This window comes from Micromonospora sp. NPDC092111, assembly GCF_044755745.1.
Taxonomy (GTDB): Bacteria; Actinomycetota; Actinomycetes; order Mycobacteriales; family Micromonosporaceae; genus Micromonospora.
Map to the genome: position 1 here is coordinate 16,041 of NZ_JBIVRQ010000005.1, position 21,765 is coordinate 37,805.

Below are 21,765 nucleotides of genomic sequence, written 5' to 3' on the forward strand. Positions count from 1 at the left end.
GGACAGCGGCGGCTAGGGTGTGCCCGTGAGCGACTACGTGCAGGTTTGGACGGCTGTTCACTCCCGCGACGCCGCCGTGAAGCTGGCGCAAGACGGTGTGGCGGCCAGGCTCGCCGCGTCCGCCCAGGTGGTCGGGCCAGTCGCCACCGTGTTCTGGCACCACGGCGAGCTGGGCACCGGCGAAGAGTGGCAGGTCATCCTGTACACGACCATCGAACTGTACGGCGCGATCGAGTCGTGGCTTGGCGAAGATCACCCGTGGGACAACCCGCAGATCATGGCCACCCCGATCGTGTACGGCTCGCCGGAGTACCTGGCGTGGATCAGTCGGGCAACTGCGGACGGCCAGCAGCTCCCGTGAGCAGTGCCCGCAGCTCGACCACGCCCGGCAGGGTGGAGTACGGCTCCAGGCGGTTGAGGAGCGCGGCGAGCCGCTGCCCCGGGCGGATCGACCCGACACCCCCGGACAGCCGCACCGCCGTCGTAGCGGTGGCGCACGCCTGCTCCACCTCGTTGGCGTCGAGGTAGGCGTCGGCCAGCCACGACAGGTACAGGGCCTTGTCGCGGGCGTGTGTGTCATCGAACCGGGCCATTGCCCGCTCCAGCATCGGGATGGCGCGGACCGGCCGGCGCAACACCGTCCAGCAACGGCCGGCCATGATCTCACCTTCGGCGTGGTCGACCCAGTACACCCAGTCGGGTTCGGGCCGGTCGTCGTGCTCGGTAAGACAGGTGGTGCCGTGCGCGAGGTGCCGGTCGGCTGCGGTGGCATCACCGGCGACGGCGTACGCCCATGCCGTCCGTAGGTGCAGCAGCGCACGTACCCCCGGTGTCGCGTTGTCGGCGGCGGCGCAGGCGGCTGTCGCGGTGTCGACCGCCCGCCCACCGACGGTCTGCTGGTAGGCAAGGAACGCGAACGCGTTGCCGGTGAGCGCCTGGTCGCCCGCGTCGCGGGCAGCGGCGAGGCTGGTCCGGTACATGTGGTCGGCGCGGACGTGTTGACCGGCGTCGAATGCGGCCCATCCTGCGAGCTGCGTCTGCTCGGCGAGAATAGCCAGTAGCTGACGGCCGGTGGCTTCGCTGTAGGAACCTTCTTGCAGGAGCCGGCTGGTGGAGTCGACTTCCGCCGCGTACAGGTGGTGGGTATCGGCGCCGCCGAGGTAGTTGTCCAGGCGGCGAAGTCGGGCGGTGCGTTCGGCGAGGCGTCCCGGGGCGGACGCGCCGACTTGCCGGCCGTGGCTGAGCAGGGTATGCGGCAGCGCGGCGGCGACTCCGGCGGCAGCGACGAATTCGCGCCGGCCGATGGTAGCTCGGATGCTGCCGAGGGCCACGAGTTCACCTCCGGCGTTGAGTGCGTCGTCCACGCGTTGGGCGACCGCCGTGGTGGGTGCCTTGGCTCCGGTTTCCAGCTCGTGCAGGTACGTCTTGCCATAGAAGGTGAGCTTGGCCAGCTCGCGTAGGGAGAGGCCCCGGGTGTCACGAAGCTGTCGCATCCGTTCGGGGAAAGACGGTTCGGTCACGGCTTGGCCTGCTCTCGGGGTAGAGGACCCGATCGGCGGCACCGCCAGCCTCTACCCCGACGGGCCGCCCGTCTCGCACGGTACGCCCTGCGTGCCCTCAGAGCAGCACACCCGACTACTCAACAGGTCCACCGTGTTGCCGAGGTGCTGACCTGGCCTGCGGCGGTGATCTACCCCGGGCAGGAGCCGGTCGGCTACTGTATGTGGAGCTGGCGGAGATCCTGCGCGCCCGGATCACGTCCGGGGTCGCCATCAGTTGTCACCCAGCCCAGGTTTCAGACGTTGAAGCGGAAGCAAGCCGGCGTTCCGATAAACGACGTTGCCAGGGTGATGGGTGAGCAGACATCCACCGCCCTGAACCGGTACACGCACTCGACGAGTGAACGTGACTGCCGGGTGCTGGCGTCGTTCGCCGCCCCGCCTCCCGCAGGTGTGGCCGGCGGCTGGAGAGTGGCCGCGCCGACCGGTTGGGCAGGTCGACCGGGCGGGAGCGATCCTCATCGCAGGTGCATGACCGTGACCGCCCCCACGAGCAGGAACATCGGCGACGCAGCGGCGGTTCCGAGCACCACGGCCGAGCTGATCCGGCTCGCCAGAAGGCTCCGGACCAGGAGCAGCCCGACCAGCAGGGTACCGAGGAGCGCTGGCGCGGTGTTGACGCCGAGGATCAGCATGTCTTCAAACGGCGAGTTGTCGTACCACACCCTGACTGTCGATTGCAGGTCAAGGATGACGATGTAAGCGATGAAAACCAGGAAGTGCCAGCCGAGCATGACCGTGTACGCCGCACCGGCGTCCAGCCCGTAGTCGTCGCCATGCTCTGCTCGTCGCACCCGATCGCGCTCCCGTTCCGCCGGTGACGTCGTCGTCGCACACGGTATCCACGCGTAGGTGAGGATTCAAGACGCGGCCATGCCCCGCCTGTGGTACGCGGAATCCGAGGCGAGCCGATCGGCAGAGCCAGCGCGATGCTCACTACTCGGCGGTGTTCCGCCGGTGGGCTTGGGCGATCAGTCGGTCGCGCGCGGCGGCCTGCTCGCCCGCCTGGATGCGGTGGCCCGTGCCGGGCGGCGGGGTGGGCTGGCGGCCGGTGAGCCAGCGGTACAGCCGGGGGATGAGGTGCATGGTGTCGCCTCCCTCGCTTCGAGGGGCGGCGATGTTCGCTCACATCGCGTCAGCCTGGATACGCACCGCCGCCACTGAGAATCATCTTGTGACGACGGAGCGCATCCGATTAGAGGTGACGCGTCCGGCACCTGTCCGTAACCGGGGTCCCGGACAGGTCAGCAGGTGGCGAGCGCCGCAGCCGACCGGTACTCCACCGTCCACTCAGCGTCCCGCTGGTCGGCCGGTAGACCGTTCAGCCCCGCTAGGAGGTGGTCCCGGGCTGCGGCCCGGTCACCAAGTGCCAGGTATGCCAGTCCGAGGCCCATCTGGCAGAACGTCGGGGACAACCAGTACGCGATGGCCGGCGCCGCCTCCGACTCGGCGGCGGTGGTCAGGTCGCTCGCTTCGCCGAGCAGCCGGGTCGCGGTGGCCCGGTCGCCGAGCAGCGCGTACCCGTGCGCGGCCTGCACCGCGTCTCCGACTCGTTGCAGCGCCGACGCGCCGGGAGTGTGATAGGCGGCGACGAAGTGCCTCACGATGCCGCGCGGGTTGCCGCGCTGGCGCTCCAGGTAGCCGCGGAAGTTCTCCACCTGCGCGGCCATCGGGCCGCTGTCGACCGCGTCGGCCTGGTCGGCGGCCTCGGTCAACACCCTGATCGCCTGGACGTCGTTACGGGCCTCGGCGTGCAGCCAGCCGACGAACTGTGTCCACTCCGCCACCACGGCGTGCAGCCCGGTCGCGTGCGGTCCTCGGGCTGCCCGGGCGAGGTGCTGGACTATGTGCCACTGCGGTTCTGCCCAGGACAACATCATTGGCGCGGCGATGGCGTCGTCGAGGCGTCGCTGCGCGGCCAGCGCGTCGGCCAGCAGACGCACGGTGGTGGCGTCGAGGTGTGTGGGATGGGCGACGACGTGGGCGATCCGCTGATCGTCGTCGGGTGTGGTCACCGGCGGCGCGTCGACGACCATCTCGGCGAGCGCTCCAGCGGCCCCCAGGATGACGTCCAAGCGTGCGGCGAAGTCACGCGTGGGCCGGGCTCGCCCGGTTTCCAGGTCGTGCAGGTACGTCTTGCTGTAATGGGCGCGTCGGGCCAGGTCTCGCAGCGACATGCCGTGGGCCTCGCGCAGCCGGGACAACTCGCCGGGGAATCGTGGGTCGACGACAGTGCGTATGCGTGCGGGCATCGGGTGCTCCCAGGTAGAGGACTGGGCGGCGCCCGCCGGCCTCTACCCCGGCGGGCCGCCATCCCGCACGGTACGCCGTGCAGGCACACAGGCGCCCGATTGGACTACTGGACTAGTCCACCGTGTCGCCCGAGAGGCTGACCTAACCTGCGGCGGTGATCTACCCCGGGCAGGAGCCGGTCGGCTATGCGGAACTGGCGGCCATCCTGCGCGCCCGGATTACGTCTGGCCTGCTCAAGCCTGGTGACCGGCTGCCGTCCGAGCGGGCCTTGAGCCAGACATTCGACGTGGCGCTGATGACCGCCAGGGCGGCCGTGAAGCTGCTGCGGGACGAGGGCCTGGTGGAAGTGGCACGGGGCCGGGGTGTCCTGGTGCGGATGCCGGTGGAGCCGGAGCTGGTGGTCGTGGATCTGGACGACTGGGTGTCAGCCCGTATGCCGTCCCCCGAGGAACGAGCGACGTACCGGGTGCCGGAGGGTGTGCCGCTGGTGGTGGTGACTCACCCGGACGGCTTGCAGGACTTGTTCCCGGCGGACCGGTACCGGGTGGTCTACCGGCGGCCGTGACAGATGAGGATGGATCCCAGGATTTTGTATCCTGCGCATTGATATCGGGCGGTATTCAGTCAGATTTGTGACTGATCAGGCCACCGTTGTTCATCAAATGGAAGTCGCCACTGGCCGATGATCTCGGACCGTGCATCATCTGCACAATCGGCAGCAATAGCGTTGCGTGGCACACCGTGGGATCCGTGAAACTTCCACGACGACAACTCCGTGGGGGACCAGCCCGAAGGAGCCTGGCCCCGCAGTGGGCGATCCCGTTACCGAGCTGGTGATGGCCATCGTCGGAGCTGTCTTCCTGGCCTGCTTCGGCGTGACCACAGCCTTTGACCATGCAACTTAGGTGGCGGTGGGCGTATACGCGGCCCTCGCCGCCGGGGCTGTGCTCGGCGTCCAGGGATGGCTGATCGCATGGCTGGCTGGCTGGCTGGATCGTCCACAGTCCCGGCAGGAATTAACCTCTATCGTCTACAGCCTGCGAGCAGACGGAGTCACCGGCACAGGGACGGGCAGATGAACGACGACCACGACGCCGCCGCAGCCATGAGCTTCATCTTCGAGGCCGGCGTACTCAAACGCGCCGCCCGCACCGGCTGGTGGTTCGCCGGCATCAAGCACCCCGAATCCATCGCCGAACACTCGTTCCGGACCACGCTCATCGGAATGATGCTCGCCGCCATGGAAGGTGCCGACCCAGCCCGGGTGTCGATGCTGTGCGTTCTGCACGACACCCAGGAAACCCGGATCACCGACATCCCACACATCGCCAAGCGCTACCTCACCGCCGCACCCAACACCACCATCACCGCCGACCAGGTCGCCGCATGCCCACCGGCCGTCGCCGACCTCATCAACGCCGCCGTCGCAGAATACGAAGCGGGCGAGACACCAGAGGCCATCGTCGCCCACGACGCTGACAAGCTGGAATGCCTCGTCCAAGCAGTCGAGTACCGCCACCAGGGCATCGACAACGTCCAACGCTGGATCGACAGCTCACGCGCGGCACTCAAGACCACCAGCGCCCACCGCCTCGCCGACGCCGCCCTCACCGGACAACCCCTCGCCTGGCTCACCCCTCCCCCACCACCGGCATAACCACCAGACACCAGGTGCTTCCATCTCTACGGCGTGGTGAGTCGGGGTCACCCGGTCAACCTAGGGCCTTCACACACTCCGGCCAACAGTCAGCCTGAGCCTCCCGGCGCCTCTTGGCGGCACCGATCGAGGCTGGTTCATCTAGAGTCGGCCCCGTGGAATTCGGGACCTTCGCCGGCTTCGGCCTGGTGCTCTGTGCGGGATTTGCCTGCCTCTTCCTCATCGCCGTCGTCGGGCTGCTCGCGGCCTGGTGGAAGCCAAAGGGCTGACGGAGCCACCTCAGCTTGGGAAGGTGCATTGATCGCCAGACAGATCATCGTAAACCTGCTGGTGATAAGGCTCGTCATCCCGAGAGCGGGTGAGAGTCCGGGCAGGGAGATCCCCGTTGCTGACCCCTGTTGACCCGGCTGTCGGGCACGCAGCGGGCACGCCCCAGCTCTGGGAGACTGTGCACGTCCCCTCCCAGGGAAGGAGCCGTGAATGGGCCGCATGGCCGATGGAACCCCGATCCCCGTGCAGTGCGAGGGGACCGTGCTGTTCCATGAGGACGATACGGGCACGTGCGAGGAGCTGGATTGTCCCGGGATCGGGCTGCGCCACCGTGGCCTAATCGACGTATGCCGCCTCGATAACTGCATCCATTGCACTTCGGGGCCGACTTGGAGTGACCACCTCTGATACTCGCCATCACTCCGGGGCAAGCCAGTCGACGAGCCCTCGGTCTGACCTGGGCGGACCTCGACCTCGACGTGGGTGAGCTGACCATCGGTCGGCAACTGCAACGCGTACGCGGGCAGCTCCTGCACCGCGACACCAAGACCCCGGCGTCCGACGCGACCCTGCCCCTGCCCGACATCTGCGTGGCCGCACTCAGGCTGCGGAGGAACCAACGCGACGAGTCCCGAGCAGCCGCCGGAAAGGCGTGGCACGAGAGCGACCTCATGTTCACCACCCGTTACGGCACCCCCGTCGAGCCGCGTAACTTCCAGCGTTCCTGGCAGACCCGGTACGACCGGACGGGAGTCCGGCCGATCACCATCCACGATGCCCGGCGGACCTGCGCCACCCTCCTGGCCGACCTTGACATGCACCCACGGGTCGCCATGCAGATCCTCCGGCACGCCCGGTTCTCGGTTGCGGTACTTCGCTGTCGTACGACAGCAGAAAGGCCACCTCCCGAAGCCGGGAAGTGGCCTTTGACCTGCGTGGGCGATACTGGGATCGAACCAGTGACCTCTTCGGTGTGAACGAAGCGCTCTCCCGCTGAGCTAATCGCCCTCAGCGCCGTTGACTCTACCTGATCGTGCGACGGACCCAAAAACCCGGGGGCGGTCAGTGCGTCGCCAGGTAGTGCAGCAGCCGGGCCACCAGGTCGATCCCGAGGCTGTACTTGAGTGAGAGCCAGAGCACCACGGCGACGAAGACCAGGCCGACGGAGCCGAGCAGGAACCGCACCGCCAGCGAGCGGGTGGCCGCCCAGCGGGTCCAGGTCTGCACGTGATGGCGGGTGAAGCCGAGCAGTCGGCGGGCCCAGTGGAACTCGACGGCCCAGATGGCGAGGCCGCCGATGACGATCAGCCAGCCGGGGCCGGGCAGTGGGATGAGCGCCACGCCGAGGGTCACCACCAGCGCCCCGGCGATGGCGACGAAGATCTTGAGGGTGACCCGGCCGGTGGGGTTGGCCCGGATCAGGTCGAGGGTGGTGCGTATCCGCCACCGCCAGCCGGTGGGGCGGTCGGCGAGGGCGGTGCCGCCGGATCGGGCGGCGGCGGGCCGGGACCGGTCGCGGGCACCCCGGGACGACGCCCCGGCACGGCCGGCGCGAGCCGGGTCGGACGTCGTCCGTCCGTCCCGGTCGTGTGGTTCCATCGACACCCCGTCACCCCGCCTTTTGGCTGCTCGGGCCCCTACTTTCGGCGAGTTGGCCGTGCCCGCCGCATCCATTGAGGAACGGTTCGTGACCATTTCACCCCTCAGTGTCGCCCCGGCCCGTCACTTGCGCAGACCACTGGACGTTACCGGAGTAAGTCGACGACTGAACCACCCGACTTCGGGCGGACTCCCGCACTGGGCGGAACGGGCAATCCTACAAGAATTCTCACATTCTCGCGGCGATTCCCACCCCCTTCCCACCACTGGGTGAAGTCAGCGTATGGCGGAGCGTAGCCAGCAGTAGCACCTGAGTATGGGAAAAGCGGGACACGCGCGTTCCGCAGCGGTGCCGGGGGGAGAACGTCCATGAGTGTCATCCGACCGACGACCGTAGAGGTCGAGACGTCGCTAAGGCTCGTCGCGCCTGACGCCACCGCCTTGCCGGTGCGTGCCAGCCTGCGTTACGACCCTGCTGACCCGTACGCGGTCCATGTCCTGTTCCATGCCGAGTCGGCCGGTGGCGAGGCGGTGAGTTGGTCCTTCGCCCGTGAACTACTGGTCACCGGGCTGGACGAGCCGGCCGGCATCGGGGACGTCCGGGTCTGGCCGTGGGCCACCCCGCGCGGCGACTTCGTCGCGCTGGCGCTGTCGTCGCCCGACGGCAACGCCCTGTTCGAGGTCCCGCGCAGCGTGCTGGTGCGGTTCCTGCGCCGAACCTACGTCGTCGTCCCGCGCGGCCGGGAGGCCGAGCACCTGGACGTCGACACGGCGGTGAACCGGCTGCTCGCCGGACGCTGACCAGCTTCACCGGAGCCGCGCGGAGCTGCCGAGTCCGCGCGGCTCCCGCCTATCCGGACCACGCGGAGCTGCCGACTCCGCGCGGCGCCGGCCAGCGGCGACCGGGTACGGCGGTCAGCCGTGCGTCGTGATGCCGCCGTCCACCGGGATCACCGCGCCGGTCAGGTACGCCCCGGCCCGCGATGCCAGGTAGATCGCGGTGCCGGCCATGTCCTCGGGCCGGCCGATCCGGCCGAGCGGCACCTGCTGCTCGATCGCCGAACGGGACGCCGGATCCTCCAGGGCGAAGGCCATCATCTTGCTCTCGAACGGTCCCGGGGCGATCGCGTTGACCGTGATCCGCTCGCCGGCCAACTGGTGGGCGAGGGTGCGGGTCAGCATGTGCACGGCCGCCTTGGTGGCGGAGTAGGCGTACACCTCCATGGCGGGCACCCGGAGCCCGTCGATCGAGCCGATATTGATCACGCGGGCCGGGTCGTCGTCGCTGGCCGCCGTGCGCAGCGCCGGCAGCAGCGCGGTGGTGAGCCGGAAGACCGCCTTCACGTTGACCGCCCAGAGCTTGTCGAACGCGCTCTGCGGGTACGCCTCCAGCGGCGCGCCCCAGGTCGCGCCCGCGTTGTTGACCAGCACGTCGAGCCGGTCGTACCGCTCTCGGACGGCGGCGGCGAGCGTCTCGGCGCCGGCGTCGTCGCCGAGGTCGGCCGGGATCGCCACACAGCGCCCCTCGGCGGACAGCTCCTCGGCCACCGCCGCGCAGACGTCCGCCTTGCGGGACGAGATGACCACGGTGGCGCCGGCCCGGACGAAGCCGCGGGCGATCATCAGCCCGATCCCCCGCGAGCCACCGGTGACCAGCACCGTCTTGCCGTCGACCGAGAACAGATCCGTCATGAGCATCCCATCACGCGTCGCAGTCCTTACCGATCGGTAACGTAGTCCGGCCTCGGCGGGCGGACAACCCCGTCCACGGACGCCGGGGCCACGGGCGCGACAGGGTCCCGTCGCCGGGATGCGACGGCTGGCGTCGCCGGTTACGGTCGACCACGATGGTCCCTTCCGGTCAGCTCTCCCCGGCAACCCGTCCCGACCTGTCCACCACCGATATCGACGTCCTGGAGTTGGCCGACCTCGCCGCCGAGGTCGGCCGGCACCGGCCGGTCCTGCTCGACGCCGATCTGCTCGTCCTGGTCACCGGCGGCCACGGCACCGCCGAGCTGGACTTCCGCGCGCTGTCCTGCCGGCCCGGCACGCTGCTGCGGGCCACCCCGGGCCAGGTGTTGCGCTGCCCCGCGCGGCTCGACGCGACCGTCATCCGCTGGACCGCCGAGGCGCTGCACGGCCTGGACGTCGACCCGGACGCCGTGCCCACCCACCACCAGTTGGCCGGCGAGGACGAGGACGCCGTCATCAACGAGGTCTCCCAACTGGTGGTGGACCACCGTCGGCACCGGCACGACCCGGCCGCGCGGCCCCTGCTCCGGCACCAGCTCGCGGTGCTGCTCATCCGGCTGGCCCTGCTGCCCGGCGGGTCGGACCCGAGCCGGTCGCCGGCCGGCACCGGCCCGCACCGCGCCGAGCTGGTCACCTTCCACCGGTTCTGTCGGGAGGTGGAGCGGGCCTACCAGCACACCCGCCGGGTCGAGGACTACGCGGCCCGGCTGGGCTGCTCGGTGCGTACCCTCACCCGGGCCTGCCTGGCGGTGACCCGGCGCAGCGCCAAGCAGGTGCTGGACGAGCGGGTCGCGCTCCAGGCCCGCCGGCTGCTCGCCGCCACCGACGAGCCGGTGGCCCGGATCGGTCGCCGGCTCGGCTTCCCCGAGCCGACCAACTTCGGCCGGTTCTTCACCCGGGAGGTCGGGGTCAGCCCCGGCGCGTTCCGGGCGGGCCGGGACCGGCCGGCGCAACGGATCGTGCGGCCGCGCCGGCCCGCCGATCCCCCGGTCGACAACGGGCAGGCATGATGACAGGGTGCAGATCTCCGCGCGCGGTGACTACGCGGTCCGGGCGGCCCTGAGCCTGGCCACCGCCTACCCCTCGCTGCTCTCCACCCAGGCGATCGCCACCGAGCAGGACATGCCGCGCAAGTTCCTGGAGGCCGTCCTGGCCGACCTGCGGCGGGCCGGCGTCGTCCGGGCGCAGCGCGGCGCCGAGGGCGGCTACACCCTGGCCCGGCCGCCGCGTGAGGTCACCGTCGGGGCCATCCTGCGCGCCGTCGAGGGTCCGCTGGCCGGGATACGCGGGCTGCGCCCCGAGGAGACCCGGTACGAGGGTTCGGCGGAGAACCTGCCCCGGCTCTGGGTGGCCGTCCGGGCCGCCGTCCGGCAGGTGCTCGACGAGGTGAGCCTCGCCGAGGTGGTCAGCGGGCGGCTCCCGTCGCACGTGCGGAAGCTGACCGCGCTGCCGGACGCCTGGGAGCCACGCTGAGTCACCCCCGTCCGCACCCCGACGCCGTGGTCCATCTCGGACCGGAGCAGGTTTCGGAATTCGGGGAACCGGGCATGTTCCGGGCCGAGACAGCAAGGCAGGACAGGGAACGCGAAGGGAGCGCCACGATGGGTCTGATGTTCCGCAAGCGCAAGAAGTACGGGCCGATCATCCTGAACTTCACCGAGAACGGGTTCTCCTCGTGGAGCATCAAGATCGGCCGCTGGTCCTGGAACTCCAAGGCCAAGGCGCACCGCGTCGACCTGCCGGGGCCGCTCTCCTGGAAGCAGGACAAGTCCCGGGCGTGATCGTCCCGACGTCGAGCGGGGTGCCGGTGGACCACCGGCACCCCGCTCGACGTGTTCAGTCCGCCGACCGGCCGGCCGGGGCGGCGCTGATCAGCACGTCCCCGCCGAGCCGCCCGTGCTCCGGGTCCCGGGCGACCGTGCCGCTGTCCAGCAGGGCGGCCAGCGCGTCGGTGGCGTCGGCGGCCCGGTAGGCGGTCGCGGTCAGCGCGTGCCGGCGCAGCTCGGTCACCGTCCGGGGGCCGGAGCGGGCCAGCTCGGCCAGCAGTTCGCGGCGCAGCGGTCCGGGCTCGGGATGCGGGGCGACGTCGAGCAGCGTCCCGGCCGGGTCGCGGTAGCGCACCCCGGTGGACCCGTCGGCCGCCCAGAGCGCCTCCTTGAACGCCTCCAGACTCTTGTCGAGCCCGGTGCCGAAGGCGACCAGCCGGGCCGGTGACCCGTCGGCGGGGACCAGCTCGACCTCGGTGACCAGCGGGAAGCCGGCGGCGGTCAGGGCCGGGCGCAGGGTGCCGGACGAGGTGGCGGTGAGCAGCACCTCGGCCGGCCGGCCGCCGGCCGTGGCGGTCAGCAGCGCCGGGTCCGGGGCGGCCCCGTCGACCACGGTGAGCAGCGGGGCGCCGGCCGCGCCGGCCGCCTTGAGCACCACCGGCAGCCGGGCCGGGTCGCCCGGCACCACGTGCACGGCCACGTCGGTGGGGAGGGTGGCCTCGACCGCGCCGAGCCGGGCCGGCAGCTCGGGACCACCGCCGGCCAGCACCAGGACGGTCAGCCGGCGGCCCCGGAGCCGATCGGCGAACCCGGCCACCACCCGCAGGGCCGCTTCGGCGGTGCCGGGCTCCCCGGCGTACGACAGCGCGAGGGTGGCCCGTCGGGAGCGGTGCAACGCCCCCGGCAGCCAGTGGTCGAGCTGGCGGACGAGCAGTTCACGCAGGACGGCGTCGGTCGACATCCTGTCGTTGTACCGTACGGCCGGCTTAGGCCGGCACGGAGATCCCGACTCCGCCCCGGGTCTGGCCGCCGTAGCGGGCCCGCTCGCGGTCCAGGTCGAGCCGGCCGATCCGCTTGCGGGCGGCCAGCGCGGCGTCGTCGAGCAGGTCGGCCGGGACGATCCAGACGATCTCGAACTCCAACCCGTCCGGGTCCTGCCCGTAGAGGCTCTTGGTGGTGCCGTGGTCGGAGGCGCCGACCAGGGCGCCGGCGGCGGCCAGCCGCTCGGCGGTGGCGCCCAACTCGTCCAGGGTGTCCAGCTCCCAGGCCAGGTGGTAGAGGCCGACGGTGGCCCGGCCGGCCTGCGAGCGGCCGGCGGTCGCGCCCACCTCGAACAGGCCGAGGTCGTGGTCGTTGGTCGAGTCGGGGGCCTGGAGGAAGGTGGCGCCCCGGAACCCGTCCGGGGTCATCGACACCGGGCGGAAGCCCAGCACGTCGCGGTAGAAGGCGACGCTGCGCTGGAGGTCGGAGACGTAGAGGACGGCGTGGTTGAGGCGGTGGATTCCCATGCCGGCCACGCTAGCGCGGTTTGATTGAGCGTTCAACTACTGTGACTATGATGGCTGCCATGACCCGCTGGCTGGACCCGGACGAGCAGCAGACCTGGCGGGCCTTCCTGGCCGCCTCCCGGGCGCTGATGGAGACCCTCGACCGCGAGCTGCAACGCGACGCCGGGATGCCGCACGCCTACTACGAGATCCTGGTCCGGCTCTCCGAGGCGCCCGACCGGCGGCTGCGGATGAGCGAACTCGCCGACACCACCGGCTCGTCGCGCAGCCGGCTCTCGCACGCCGCCGCCCGACTGGAGGCGTCCGGCTGGATCCGCCGCGAGGAGTGCCCCACCGACCGGCGCGGTCAGGTCGCCTTCCTCACCGACACCGGCTTCGCGGCGCTCGCCGCCGCCGCGCCCGGCCACGTCGAGGGGGTACGCCGGCACCTGTTCGACGCGCTCAGCCCGGCCCAGGTCGACCAGCTACGCCGGGTCAGCGAGACCCTGGTCGCCCACCTGACCGGTTCTTGACCAAGTTGTCGACCGGCAAGGGTTGTACTAATCGTCGCCGGACGAGCACGATGGGGCGTGTCCTCCGGCTTCGGTGAACTGACCCTCCAGGCGCAGCACCTGGTGTCCGCCGGCGACCTGGCCGGTGCCCAGCGACTGCTCGCCGACGCGCTGACCGACGCGGATCCGCGCCCCGACCACGCCTCCCCCGAGCTGGCCGACGCCGCCGGGCTCCAGGCGCGGCTGCTGGTCGCACTCGGCGAACCACACTCGGCGCGCGGCTGGGCGGCCTTCGCGTACGCGGCGTCGAGCCGGCTGCACGGCATCTCCGACCAGCGGACCATCTCGGCGGCGGCCACCCTGGCGGCGGTCCTGCACCGGGTCGGCAGCGACGCCCGCGCCGCCCGGCTCTACTCCGAGGTGATCCTGGAGCTGACCGCCCGGGACGGCCCCGAGTCGCTGCGGGTGCTCGCCGCGCACGCCGACCTGGCCACCGTCGAGTACGCGCGCGGCCAGTGCGCCCAGGCCCGCGAACGCCTCCAGGACGCCTGGGAGCTGCACCGCGAGGTGTACGGCGACGGGCAGCCCAGCGGGATCAAGATGGTCGCCCGGCTCGGCGCGATGCAACGCGACTGCGGCCGGTTCGACGAGGCGCACGACAACCTCGCCCTGGCCCGCGAGCTGGCCCGCCAGCACCTGGCCGCCGACGACCCGCTGGCCCGGCAGGTGGCCGCGCTGGCCCGGGCCGCCGCCGACCCGGACCACGTCTGCGACGACGAGCCGGCCCCGGAGCCCCACGCAGCGGTGGTGCCGGCCGCCCGCATCCCACCGCCGGCCGAGGGGCCACCCGACCCGAGCGCCTGGTCGACCGGGCCGGAGCCGCCGACCGGGGCGCCACCGGACCCGCCGCTCTGGTCGACCGGCTCGGTGCCGCCCGACGAGACGTACCCGCCGACGGTGCCCGGGCCGAGGCTCCCCGCCGAGGACGCCGGCTATCCCGGGGGCACCGGCCCCGCCTGGTCGACCGGCTACCCGGCCGACCCCGGGCCCACCGGGCACCCGCAGCCCACCGGGCATCCGCAGCCCACCGGGCACGCAGGGGCCGCCGGGTACCCGGAGGACGACGACCGGTGGCCGCCCGGGCCGGCGACCACGCCGGAGTACCCGCACGACCCGGTCCCACCGCCGGTGGCCGGGCTGACCGGCGGTCACCCCGACGCGGCGGCCGACGGGGTCCGCCGGGTCACTCCCCCCGCCCCGCCGGTGGACCCGTCCCGGCTGCTACCGGTGCTGGTGCCGCGCCGCCACGCGCCGCCACCCCGCCGCCCGGGAGCCGCGCCGCTGGTGGCCGCCGGGGTCGTCGTGGTGCTGCTCGGCGCCATCGCCGTGATCGCCGGGGTGTCCCGGGTCGGCGGCACCGGCGACGACCCGCCGGCACCCGCGCCGAGCAGCACCGGCGGCACCCCGGTCGGCACGCCGAACGCCGCGCCGCCCGCCTCGCCCGGGACCCCGCCGGGCCGGGTGACGCTGCGCGACCGGCCGGACGGCATCGCCCTGGGCTGGACGTACCCGGCCGGTGGGGAGGGGCCGGTGGTCATCTCCGGCGGCCGGTCCGGGCAGGACCCGCACCCGTTCGAGACCCTGCCGCCCGGCACGGACAGCTTCGTCGTCCACGGCCTGGACCGCACCACCGACTACTGCTTCACCGTCGCCGTGGTCTGGTCCACCGACGTGGTCGCCCGCGCGAAACGGGTCTGCACCGCCCGCCGGTGACCCACGCCGGGCGGGTCAGTCCGGGTCGGGCAGGACCGGCAGGCACAGCCGGACCAGCAGGCCGGGCCCGGCGTCGGCGAGTTCGACCGTACCGCCGGCCCGGCGCACCAGTTCCCGGACGATGGCCAGGCCGAGCCCGGCCCCGCCCGCGTCGCGGGCCCGGCCCTCGTCCAGCCGGGCGAACCGGCGGAACACCCGCTCCCGGTCCGCGGCCGGCACGCCCGGCCCGTCGTCGGCCACCGTCACCAGGTGGTACGCGGGATCCGCCGCCGGCCCGACCGCCAGGACCACCCGGGTACGGGCGTGCCGGACCGCGTTGTCGACCAGGTTCGCCAGCACCCGGCGCAGCTCGTCGGGAACACCGACCGTCCAGGCCGGCACCGCCGGCGGGGTGAACCCGACCGGCGGGGACGGCCAGCGGCCGGCCACCTCGGCCAGCAGCCCGCCCAGCTCCACCGGCCCGGTGTCACGCGGGCACGCCGCCGGCTGGGCGGGCTGCTCGTCCAGCCGGGCCAACAGCAGCAGGTCGTCGACCAGCCGGCCCAGCCGCTCGGTGTCGGCCAGCAGGTCGGCGGCGACCGCCGGCCAGTCGGTCCGGTCGCCGAGGTGCTGGGCCACCTCCAGCTCGGTACGCATGTTGGTCAGCGGGCTGCGCAGCTCGTGCGCCGCGTCGGCGAGGAACGCCCGCTGCCGCGCCCGGGCCGACTCCAACCGGTCCAGCATGTCGTTGAGGGTCACCGCCAGCCGGTGGATCTCGTCCTGGGACGCCGGCACCGGCAGCCGGCCGGCCGCGTCCCGGCCGGTGATCTCGGCGGCGCCGCTGCGCAGCGCCTCGACCGGGCGCAGGGTCGCCCCGACCACCCGCCAGGCGACCACCGCGAGCAGGCCCACCAGCAGCGGGAAGGCGAGCAGCAGCACCGTCCGGGCGGCCTGGGTGGCGTGCCGGACGTCCGCGGTGGAGCGGCCCACCAGGACGGTCAGCGGCTCCCCCGCCGCCCGCGCCGGCACCGCCACCACCCGGACCGGCCCCTCCCAGCCGAGCCGCTGCCCGGACACCATGGTCCGCTGCCGACCGTCCCCGACGAGCTGGTCGGGGCGGACCATCGGCACCAGCCGGTCGGCGTCGATGGAAGCCGCCCGGATCCGCCCGGCCGAGTCGACCACCTGCACCCGTAGCTGCCCACCGGCCACCGGCAGCGGATCGGGCAGGACATCCTCACCGGCCAGCCGGGCGACCGCGTCGGCGGTGCGGAACGCCTCCTCGTCGACGGTGCGCTGCAACGTCCAACCCAGCGCCACGAGCAGCACCACCCCGCCGAGCGCCAGCCCCACCGAGAGCCCGGCCACCCCGAGCACCATCAGCCGGACGCGCAGGCCGAGCGACGGCCAGCGGGGCCGGTTCACGTGGCCAGCCGGTAGCCGGCGCCCCGGACGGTCTCCAACCGGTCCCGGCCGATCTTGCGGCGCAGGTAGCCGACGTACACCTCGACCGCGTTCGGGGCGGTCCGCAGGCTGGCGTCCCAGACGTGGTCCAGCAGCTCGGTCTTGGAGATCACCTCACCGGGGCGGCGGATCAGGTAGTCCAGCAGCGCGTACTCGCGGGCGGTGAGCACCACCTCGACGTCGGCCCGGGTGACCCGCCGTCGGGCCGGATCCAGCCGCAGGTCCCCGGCGGTGAGCACGGTGGGACGCTCCGGGGCGCCCCGGCGCAGCAGCGCCCGCAGCCGGGCCAGCAGCACCACGTACGAGAAGGGCTTGGTCAGGTAGTCGTCCGCCCCGCAGTCCAAGCCGTCGGCCTGGTCGTACTCGCCGTCCTTGGCGGAGAGCATCAGCACCGGCAGCCAGTGCTCCTCGGCGCGCAACCGGCGCACCACCTCGTACCCGGACAGACCGGGGAGCATCACGTCGAGGACCATCGCGTCGTAGTCGCCGTGCCGGGCGGCGTCCAGCCCACCGGGGCCGGTGGCCGCCGTGTCCACCACGAACCCCTCGGCCGTCAGCCCCCGCTGCAACGCCGCCGCCAACCTGGCCTCGTCCTCCACCACCAGCACCCGCACCGCCCCAGCGTGCCACCCGGACACGACCGGCCGGAACGCCCTCCTCAGCCGCCTCACAGCACCGACCGGGCAGGATGTGCCCAGGAGGTGCCGTCATGTCCGTACTGAAGAGCCGCCCCGTCCTGCGGTGGCTGGTGCCGCTGGCCGCCGCGGTCACCGTCGTCGGCGGGGGTGCCGCGATCGGCACGTTCGCCGCGAACGCCGAACCGGCGCTGCCCCCGCGCAGCGCCGCCCAACTCCTCGTCGACCTACAGACCGCCCGGCTCGACGGGCTCTCCGGCACGGTGGTGCAGCGCGCCGACCTCGGCCTGCCGCCACTGGCCGGCCTGGTCGGCGGCGACCTGACCGGGCTGCTCACCGGCACGCACACCCTGCGGGTCTGGTACTCCGGCCCAGACCGGCACCGGATCGCGCTGCTCGACACCCTCGGCGAGCGGGACCTCATCCGCTCCGGCCGGGACGTCTGGAGCTGGGACAGCAAGGCCAACACGGCGACCCACCGCACCCTGCCCGAATCGGTGGGGAAGGCCACGGAATGCGCGGTGCCCGGAACCTGCGCCGGGGCGGGTGGCACCTCGGCGCTGCCGGCCACCCCGAAGGAGGCCGCCGACCGGGCGCTGGCCGCCATCGACCCCAGCACCCTGGTCACCACCGGCCGGTCGGCCACCGTCGCCGGCCGGGACGCGTACGAGTTGGTGCTCACCCCGCGCGACGAGGCGTCCCTGGTGCACCAGGTGCGGATCGCGATCGACGCGACCGAGCACGTGCCGCTGCGCTTCGAGGTGCTCGCGAACGGTGCCGACCAGCCCGCCTTCGAGGTGGCCTTCACCCAGGTCGACTACCGCCGGCCGGACGCCGACCAGTTCACCTTCAACCCGCCGCCCGGGGTGAAGGTGACCGAGGCGGACACCGACGCCCCCGGCCCGAAGGCGGGCCCCGGGGCGAAGGCGGGTCCGGACACGAAGGCGGGAGCCGCGCGGCGACCCGGCCCGGGTGACGCCTCGGGCCTGCGTACCGTCGGCACCGGTTGGACCACCGTGCTGGTGGCGGATACGGACGCCGCGGGCACCGGACGCGCGCCGGCCGGCGGCACGGCCGCACCGGGACAGCGGGCCGGCACCCCCGACGTGGGCCAGGCGATGGACCTGCTGAACGGGTTGCCGAAGGTCAGCGGGGACTGGGGCAGCGGCCGGCTGCTCACCGGAAAGCTGTTCAGCGTGCTGCTCACCGACGACGGGCGGGTGCTGGCCGGAGCGGTCACGCCGGAGCGGCTCTACCAGGCCGCCCGAGGCTGACGGCGCAGGCGGTCCACCGGGGCATCGGCAGGTCGGTGAACGCGGGCTGAGCCCGCAAAATGAGGTCCGGGGGTCCGGGTCGGCGCAAGCCGGCCCGGACCCCCGTTCTCGTGTCCGCATACTTCTCCCGATTTCACCCGCAGGGCCCGGGCCGGGCGGCCCTGAGTCGGCCGGCCGGCCGGCTGGCCGGAACTGCCGGTGGCCGAGGGCGCGCTGGCAGGCGGCAGGCGGGGAAGGTGTGCCGAGGGACGCAGCGTCCGAAGGGAGGGTGCCCGAGGGGAGGGTGGCAGGGCGGTGGTGTGACGTGGTCGGGGAATGGCGGGCACGCTTGGTGTGGAACCACGAAGGCGGTATCTTGAACAGTTCCCAGACACAAAAAGGAATGGCTCAACAGCCATTCCTGGCGCTATTCTAACCAACGAGGAGACGGCTTGTCAACGCACCCGGGCGAGCTGCGGCAGCAGGACGACGAGATCGGCCGCGAGCAGGAGTACGTCTCGATGCTCTACGGTCGGCTGGACGGCATGCGTGAGCAGGCCGCCCGACGGCTCACCGACGAGCTGCGCCACGGCGGCGGCACGTTGCAGGACCGCTCCCAACGGGACAGCGCCGTCCGGATGTACGCCGACCAGGTGGAGCAGTTCTCCGCGGTGGAGAACGGCCTCTGCTTCGGCCGGCTCGACGGTGCCGACGGCGCCCGGCACTACGTCGGTCGGATCGGCATCTTCGACACCAGCGGCGACTACGACCCGCTGCTGATGGACTGGCGCGCCCCGGCCGCCCGGCCGTTCTACCTCGCCACCGCCGCCAACCCGCAGGGCGTCCGCCGGCGGCGGCACCTGCGTACCCGGGAACGCAAGGTCACCGGAATCAACGACGAGACGCTGGACATCGAGGCGGCCTCCCCCACCGCCCACGAGGAGCTGACCGGCGAGGCGTCGCTGCTCGCCGCGCTGACCGCCGGCCGGACCGGCCGGATGCGGGACATCGTCGAGACCATCCAGGCCGAGCAGGACCGGATCATCCGGGCCGACCTGCCGGGCGTACTGGTGGTGCAGGGCGGGCCGGGGACCGGCAAGACGGCGGTGGCCCTGCACCGCGCCGCGTACCTGCTCTACACCCACCGCCGGCAGCTCTCCACCCGGGGTGTGCTGCTGGTCGGGCCGAACGCCACCTTCCTGCGGTACATCTCGCAGGTGCTGCCGACGCTGGCCGAGACCGGCGTGCTGCTGAGCACCCCCGGTGACCTCTTCCCCGGGGTCAGCGCGCGCCGCGCCGAGCCGGCGGAGACCGCCGCGCTCAAGGGCCGGGCGGTGCTGGCCGAGGTGCTCGCCGCCGCCGTCCGCGACCGGCAGTGGGTGCCCGACGCGCCGGTGGAGATCGAGCTGCCCCAGCGGGAGGTGCTGCGGCTGGACCCGGCGACCGTCCGGGAGGCCCGGGACCGGGTCCGCCGCACCGACCGCCCGCACAACCTGGCCCGGGCGCTGTTCGACATCGAGATCGTGCACGCCCTCGCCGACCAGGTCGCCGAGCGGATCGGCGCCGACCCGCTGGGCGGGGAGAACCTGCTGGAGGAGGCCGACCGCGCCGAGATCCGCCGGGAGCTGCGCGACGAACCCGAGATCCGGGCCACGCTCGACCGGCTCTGGCCGGTGCTCACCCCGCAGCGGCTGCTCGCCGACCTGTACGCCGCGCCGGAGCGGATCGCCACCGCCGCGCCGATGCTCACCGACGCCGAGCGGGCGCTGCTGCACCGCGCGCCGGGCGAGGGCTGGACGCCCGCCGACGTGCCGCTGCTGGACGAGGCCGCCGAACTGCTCGGCGAGGACGAGCGGGCCGCCGCCGCCCGCCGGGAGCGGATCCGCTCGTTCCAGCGCGAGTACGCCGAAGGCGTGCTGGAGATCGCCCGGGGCTCCCGGTCCATCGACGTGGAGGACGAGGCCGACGGGGGTGAGATCCTCGGCGTCACCGACCTGATCGACGCCGACCGGCTGCTGGAACGGCAGGAGGAGGCCGACCATCTGACCACCGCCCAGCGGGCCGCCGCCGACCGGAGCTGGGCGTTCGGCCACGTCATCGTCGACGAGGCGCAGGAGTTGACCCCGATGGCCTGGCGGCTGCTGATGCGCCGCTGCCCCAGCCGCTCGATGACCATCGTCGGGGACGTGGCGCAGACCGGCGCGCTGGCCGGCACCCCGTCCTGGGCCGAGGCGCTGGAACCGTACGTGGCGCAGCGCTGGCGGTTGGAGGAGCTGACCGTGAGCTACCGTACGCCGGCCGAGATCATGGCGGTCGCCGCCGAGGTGCTCGCCGGGATCGATCCGGCGCTGCGTCCACCCCGCTCGGTACGCAGCAGCGGCGTGCCGCCCTGGGACCGCGCGGTCGCCCGGGACCGGCTCGCCGCCGAGCTGGTCGAGGCGACCAACCAGGAGGCGTCCGGACTGGGCGACGGACGGCTCGGGGTGATCGTCCCGGCGGGCCGGGCCGACGAGCTGATCGCCGTCGTCCTCGCCGCGCTGCCCGAGGTGGCGGTCGGCGAGCAGCCCGAACTGGAGAGCCGGGTGGTGGTGCTCACCGTCGGTCAGGCCAAGGGCCTGGAGTTCGACTCGGTGCTGGTGGTCGACCCGGACCGGATCGTCGCCGAGTCGCCGCGCGGTCGCAGCGACCTCTACGTGGCCCTCACCCGCGCCACCCAACGCCTCGGCGTCCTCCGCCCCGCCCCCTGACCACCGCTCACCCCGGGCGCCCCGACCCGGCGGGGCAACCCGACCCGCAGGGTGACCGGCCGGGCATGGTGACCCGCAAGATCGTGCTGTAACCAGGATGTAGTGGTCTCCCCAGACAGGGAGGCCACTACATCCATGTTCGAGCGTGATCATGAAACGCTGGGCCCGGAGCGGCCAGCCCCTTGTGGAGGCACGGTGCCCCGCAGGGCCGCCGGGACCGGACGGGCCCGGCTCTCGCACAAGAGCACGGTGCCCCGCAGGGCCGCCGGGCCGGACGGCACCGGCCTTGTGTGGAGAGCCAGTGCTCGCGGGGGTGCGCCACGCCCGGACCAGGCTCTTGTGGAGAGCACAGTGTCCACGGGACCGGCCGCGATCGGCCAGCGCAGCGCCGGGTCAGGTCGGGCCGGCGCTGCCACCGGGACGGAATCAGTCGTCGGTGAAGTCGCCGACCTGGCTGGCGCTGGCGGACTGGTCGCTGGTGGCGCCGCCCGCCGGGGTGCTCAGGCCACCGGTGGTGGCGTCGCCGGTGGTGGTCGGGGCGACCTTGCCCGGGTGCCGTTCGGGCTGACGGGCCACCCGGCGCACGCTGGCCGGGCCGGCCGTGCCGCCGGTGGTGGTCAGCGCGCCCTGTCCCCGGGTCGGGCCACCGTCACGCAGCACCTCCGGGTCGATCGGCACGTCGGCCGGGTCACCCGGGTCGTCCTCCTGGATCGCCCGGGTCACGTCCGTACGGGGCACGGTGACCTCGTCGAGCGCCCCGGGGCCGTACACCCCGGCGGTGAGCCGTTCCTCGGCCTGCCGGGCGGACTGTCGCATCGTGTCGTCCTCACGCACGTCCATCACCTCACAGAAGTGGCGGTAACCCGGTGGCTGCCCGCTGAAGTCGCCGCCAAACCGGTCGCCGCCAAACCGGTCGCCGTCAAGCCCCGTCACGCCACACCCCTCGCCGCCAAACCGGTCCCCGCCGGTTCATCGGCCGGCCGCCCGCCGCTCGCCTGGACGCCGTTCCGGCTGACCATGCTGACCGGCGGGTTGGCGGGAACCGCCCGCCCCCGAACG

22 protein-coding genes, 1 tRNA gene and 1 pseudogene are annotated in these 21,765 nt (G+C 72.8%); 12 read left to right on the forward strand and 12 right to left on the reverse strand.

Going from position 1 to position 21,765, the window contains the following annotated elements; all coding sequences use genetic code 11:
* Positions 1-25: 25 nt before the first annotated feature.
* The gene (gene cutA, locus ACIQG9_RS12625; RefSeq protein WP_400401019.1) at positions 26-361 is read left to right on the forward strand and encodes a divalent-cation tolerance protein CutA; all 336 of its coding nucleotides are present in this window, start codon (positions 26-28) and stop codon (positions 359-361) included.
* On the opposite strand, the gene ACIQG9_RS12630 is transcribed toward cutA, so the two are convergent.
* From ACIQG9_RS12630 to ACIQG9_RS12645, 4 genes are all read right to left on the reverse strand, one after another.
* On the reverse strand, positions 324-1,493 hold the full coding sequence (locus ACIQG9_RS12630; RefSeq protein ID WP_400401659.1) for a helix-turn-helix domain-containing protein: 1,170 nt from the start codon (positions 1,491-1,493) through the stop codon (positions 324-326). The genes cutA and ACIQG9_RS12630 overlap by 38 nt on opposite strands.
* 524 nt (positions 1,494-2,017) lie before the next feature.
* The gene (locus tag ACIQG9_RS12635; RefSeq protein ID WP_400401021.1) at positions 2,018-2,353 is read right to left on the reverse strand and encodes a hypothetical protein; all 336 of its coding nucleotides are present in this window, start codon (positions 2,351-2,353) and stop codon (positions 2,018-2,020) included.
* Between the two features lie 142 nt (positions 2,354-2,495).
* Positions 2,496-2,645, reverse strand: a complete 150-nt coding sequence (locus tag ACIQG9_RS12640) for a hypothetical protein (RefSeq protein WP_400401023.1) — start codon at positions 2,643-2,645, stop codon at positions 2,496-2,498.
* 158 nt (positions 2,646-2,803) lie between these two features.
* A complete protein-coding gene (locus ACIQG9_RS12645; RefSeq protein ID WP_400401025.1) occupies positions 2,804-3,811 on the reverse strand; it encodes a multiprotein-bridging factor 1 family protein in 1,008 nt (335 codons plus the stop codon).
* 155 nt (positions 3,812-3,966) lie between these two features.
* Between ACIQG9_RS12645 and ACIQG9_RS12650 the strand changes: the two genes are divergently transcribed.
* The 3 genes and pseudogenes from ACIQG9_RS12650 to ACIQG9_RS12660 all read left to right on the forward strand — a co-directional run.
* Positions 3,967-4,377 (forward strand): winged helix-turn-helix domain-containing protein, encoded by a 411-nt coding sequence (locus ACIQG9_RS12650; protein ID WP_400401027.1) that lies wholly within the window; start codon positions 3,967-3,969, stop codon positions 4,375-4,377.
* Positions 4,378-4,887: 510 nt separating this feature from the next.
* Complete coding sequence (locus ACIQG9_RS12655) at positions 4,888-5,469, forward strand: HD family hydrolase (RefSeq protein WP_400401029.1); 582 nt, start codon at positions 4,888-4,890, stop codon at positions 5,467-5,469.
* A 710-nt stretch (positions 5,470-6,179) separates the two neighbouring features.
* Positions 6,180-6,611, forward strand: a pseudogene (locus tag ACIQG9_RS12660) (tyrosine-type recombinase/integrase); the annotation flags it as partial.
* Positions 6,612-6,675: 64 nt separating this feature from the next.
* Here ACIQG9_RS12660 and ACIQG9_RS12665 read toward each other — a convergent pair.
* Positions 6,676-6,747, reverse strand: a tRNA-Val gene (locus ACIQG9_RS12665).
* A 54-nt stretch (positions 6,748-6,801) separates the two neighbouring features.
* Positions 6,802-7,413 carry a TIGR02611 family protein gene (locus ACIQG9_RS12670; RefSeq protein ID WP_400401031.1) on the reverse strand — a complete coding sequence of 204 codons (612 nt, stop codon included), beginning with the start codon at positions 7,411-7,413 and terminating at the stop codon, positions 6,802-6,804.
* 294 nt (positions 7,414-7,707) lie between these two features.
* Between ACIQG9_RS12670 and ACIQG9_RS12675 the strand changes: the two genes are divergently transcribed.
* Positions 7,708-8,139: an SsgA family sporulation/cell division regulator gene (locus tag ACIQG9_RS12675; protein ID WP_007457244.1), complete on the forward strand. Its 432-nt coding sequence runs from the start codon at positions 7,708-7,710 to the stop codon at positions 8,137-8,139.
* A gap of 114 nt (positions 8,140-8,253) precedes the next feature.
* Here the strand turns inward: ACIQG9_RS12675 and ACIQG9_RS12680 are convergent, their stop codons facing one another.
* Positions 8,254-9,030: a glucose 1-dehydrogenase gene (locus ACIQG9_RS12680; protein ID WP_400401033.1), complete on the reverse strand. Its 777-nt coding sequence runs from the start codon at positions 9,028-9,030 to the stop codon at positions 8,254-8,256.
* A 155-nt stretch (positions 9,031-9,185) separates the two neighbouring features.
* Here ACIQG9_RS12680 and ACIQG9_RS12685 point away from each other — a divergent pair, with 155 nt between their 5' ends.
* The 3 genes from ACIQG9_RS12685 to ACIQG9_RS12695 all read left to right on the forward strand — a co-directional run bounded on the left by ACIQG9_RS12685 (position 9,186) and on the right by ACIQG9_RS12695 (position 10,871).
* Positions 9,186-10,100 carry a helix-turn-helix transcriptional regulator gene (locus ACIQG9_RS12685; protein ID WP_400401036.1) on the forward strand — a complete coding sequence of 305 codons (915 nt, stop codon included), beginning with the start codon at positions 9,186-9,188 and terminating at the stop codon, positions 10,098-10,100.
* 7 nt (positions 10,101-10,107) lie between these two features.
* A complete protein-coding gene (locus ACIQG9_RS12690; RefSeq protein WP_400401038.1) occupies positions 10,108-10,563 on the forward strand; it encodes an RrF2 family transcriptional regulator in 456 nt (151 codons plus the stop codon).
* 128 nt (positions 10,564-10,691) lie between these two features.
* Positions 10,692-10,871, forward strand: coding sequence for a DUF4236 domain-containing protein (locus ACIQG9_RS12695; RefSeq protein WP_208569874.1), 180 nt, complete (start codon positions 10,692-10,694; stop codon positions 10,869-10,871).
* Positions 10,872-10,926: 55 nt separating this feature from the next.
* On the opposite strand, the gene ACIQG9_RS12700 is transcribed toward ACIQG9_RS12695, so the two are convergent.
* Together ACIQG9_RS12700 and ACIQG9_RS12705 are read right to left on the reverse strand one after the other, a co-directional pair.
* On the reverse strand, positions 10,927-11,817 hold the full coding sequence (locus ACIQG9_RS12700; protein WP_400401040.1) for a hypothetical protein: 891 nt from the start codon (positions 11,815-11,817) through the stop codon (positions 10,927-10,929).
* A gap of 25 nt (positions 11,818-11,842) precedes the next feature.
* Positions 11,843-12,364: a VOC family protein gene (locus tag ACIQG9_RS12705; RefSeq protein WP_400401042.1), complete on the reverse strand. Its 522-nt coding sequence runs from the start codon at positions 12,362-12,364 to the stop codon at positions 11,843-11,845.
* Positions 12,365-12,414: 50 nt separating this feature from the next.
* On the opposite strand from ACIQG9_RS12705, the gene ACIQG9_RS12710 reads away from it, so the two are divergent.
* The gene (locus tag ACIQG9_RS12710) at positions 12,415-12,876 is read left to right on the forward strand and encodes a MarR family winged helix-turn-helix transcriptional regulator (protein WP_400401044.1); all 462 of its coding nucleotides are present in this window, start codon (positions 12,415-12,417) and stop codon (positions 12,874-12,876) included.
* Positions 12,877-12,933: 57 nt separating this feature from the next.
* The gene (locus ACIQG9_RS12715) at positions 12,934-14,628 is read left to right on the forward strand and encodes a tetratricopeptide repeat protein (RefSeq protein ID WP_400401046.1); all 1,695 of its coding nucleotides are present in this window, start codon (positions 12,934-12,936) and stop codon (positions 14,626-14,628) included.
* 15 nt (positions 14,629-14,643) lie between these two features.
* Here ACIQG9_RS12715 and ACIQG9_RS12720 read toward each other — a convergent pair whose 3' ends face one another.
* Both ACIQG9_RS12720 and ACIQG9_RS12725 read right to left on the reverse strand, forming a co-directional pair.
* Complete coding sequence (locus ACIQG9_RS12720) at positions 14,644-15,987, reverse strand: ATP-binding protein (protein WP_400401661.1); 1,344 nt, start codon at positions 15,985-15,987, stop codon at positions 14,644-14,646.
* A 41-nt stretch (positions 15,988-16,028) separates the two neighbouring features.
* A complete protein-coding gene (locus ACIQG9_RS12725; protein WP_400401048.1) occupies positions 16,029-16,685 on the reverse strand; it encodes a response regulator transcription factor in 657 nt (218 codons plus the stop codon).
* Between the two features lie 95 nt (positions 16,686-16,780).
* Between ACIQG9_RS12725 and ACIQG9_RS12730 the strand changes: the two genes are divergently transcribed.
* Both ACIQG9_RS12730 and ACIQG9_RS12735 read left to right on the forward strand, forming a co-directional pair.
* Positions 16,781-17,980 carry an outer membrane lipoprotein carrier protein LolA gene (locus ACIQG9_RS12730; protein ID WP_400401050.1) on the forward strand — a complete coding sequence of 400 codons (1,200 nt, stop codon included), beginning with the start codon at positions 16,781-16,783 and terminating at the stop codon, positions 17,978-17,980.
* A gap of 500 nt (positions 17,981-18,480) precedes the next feature.
* A complete protein-coding gene (locus ACIQG9_RS12735) occupies positions 18,481-20,706 on the forward strand; it encodes a HelD family protein (RefSeq protein ID WP_400401663.1) in 2,226 nt (741 codons plus the stop codon).
* 426 nt (positions 20,707-21,132) lie between these two features.
* Here the strand turns inward: ACIQG9_RS12735 and ACIQG9_RS12740 are convergent, their stop codons facing one another.
* The gene (locus tag ACIQG9_RS12740; RefSeq protein ID WP_400401052.1) at positions 21,133-21,540 is read right to left on the reverse strand and encodes a hypothetical protein; all 408 of its coding nucleotides are present in this window, start codon (positions 21,538-21,540) and stop codon (positions 21,133-21,135) included.
* Positions 21,541-21,765 lie beyond the last annotated feature (225 nt).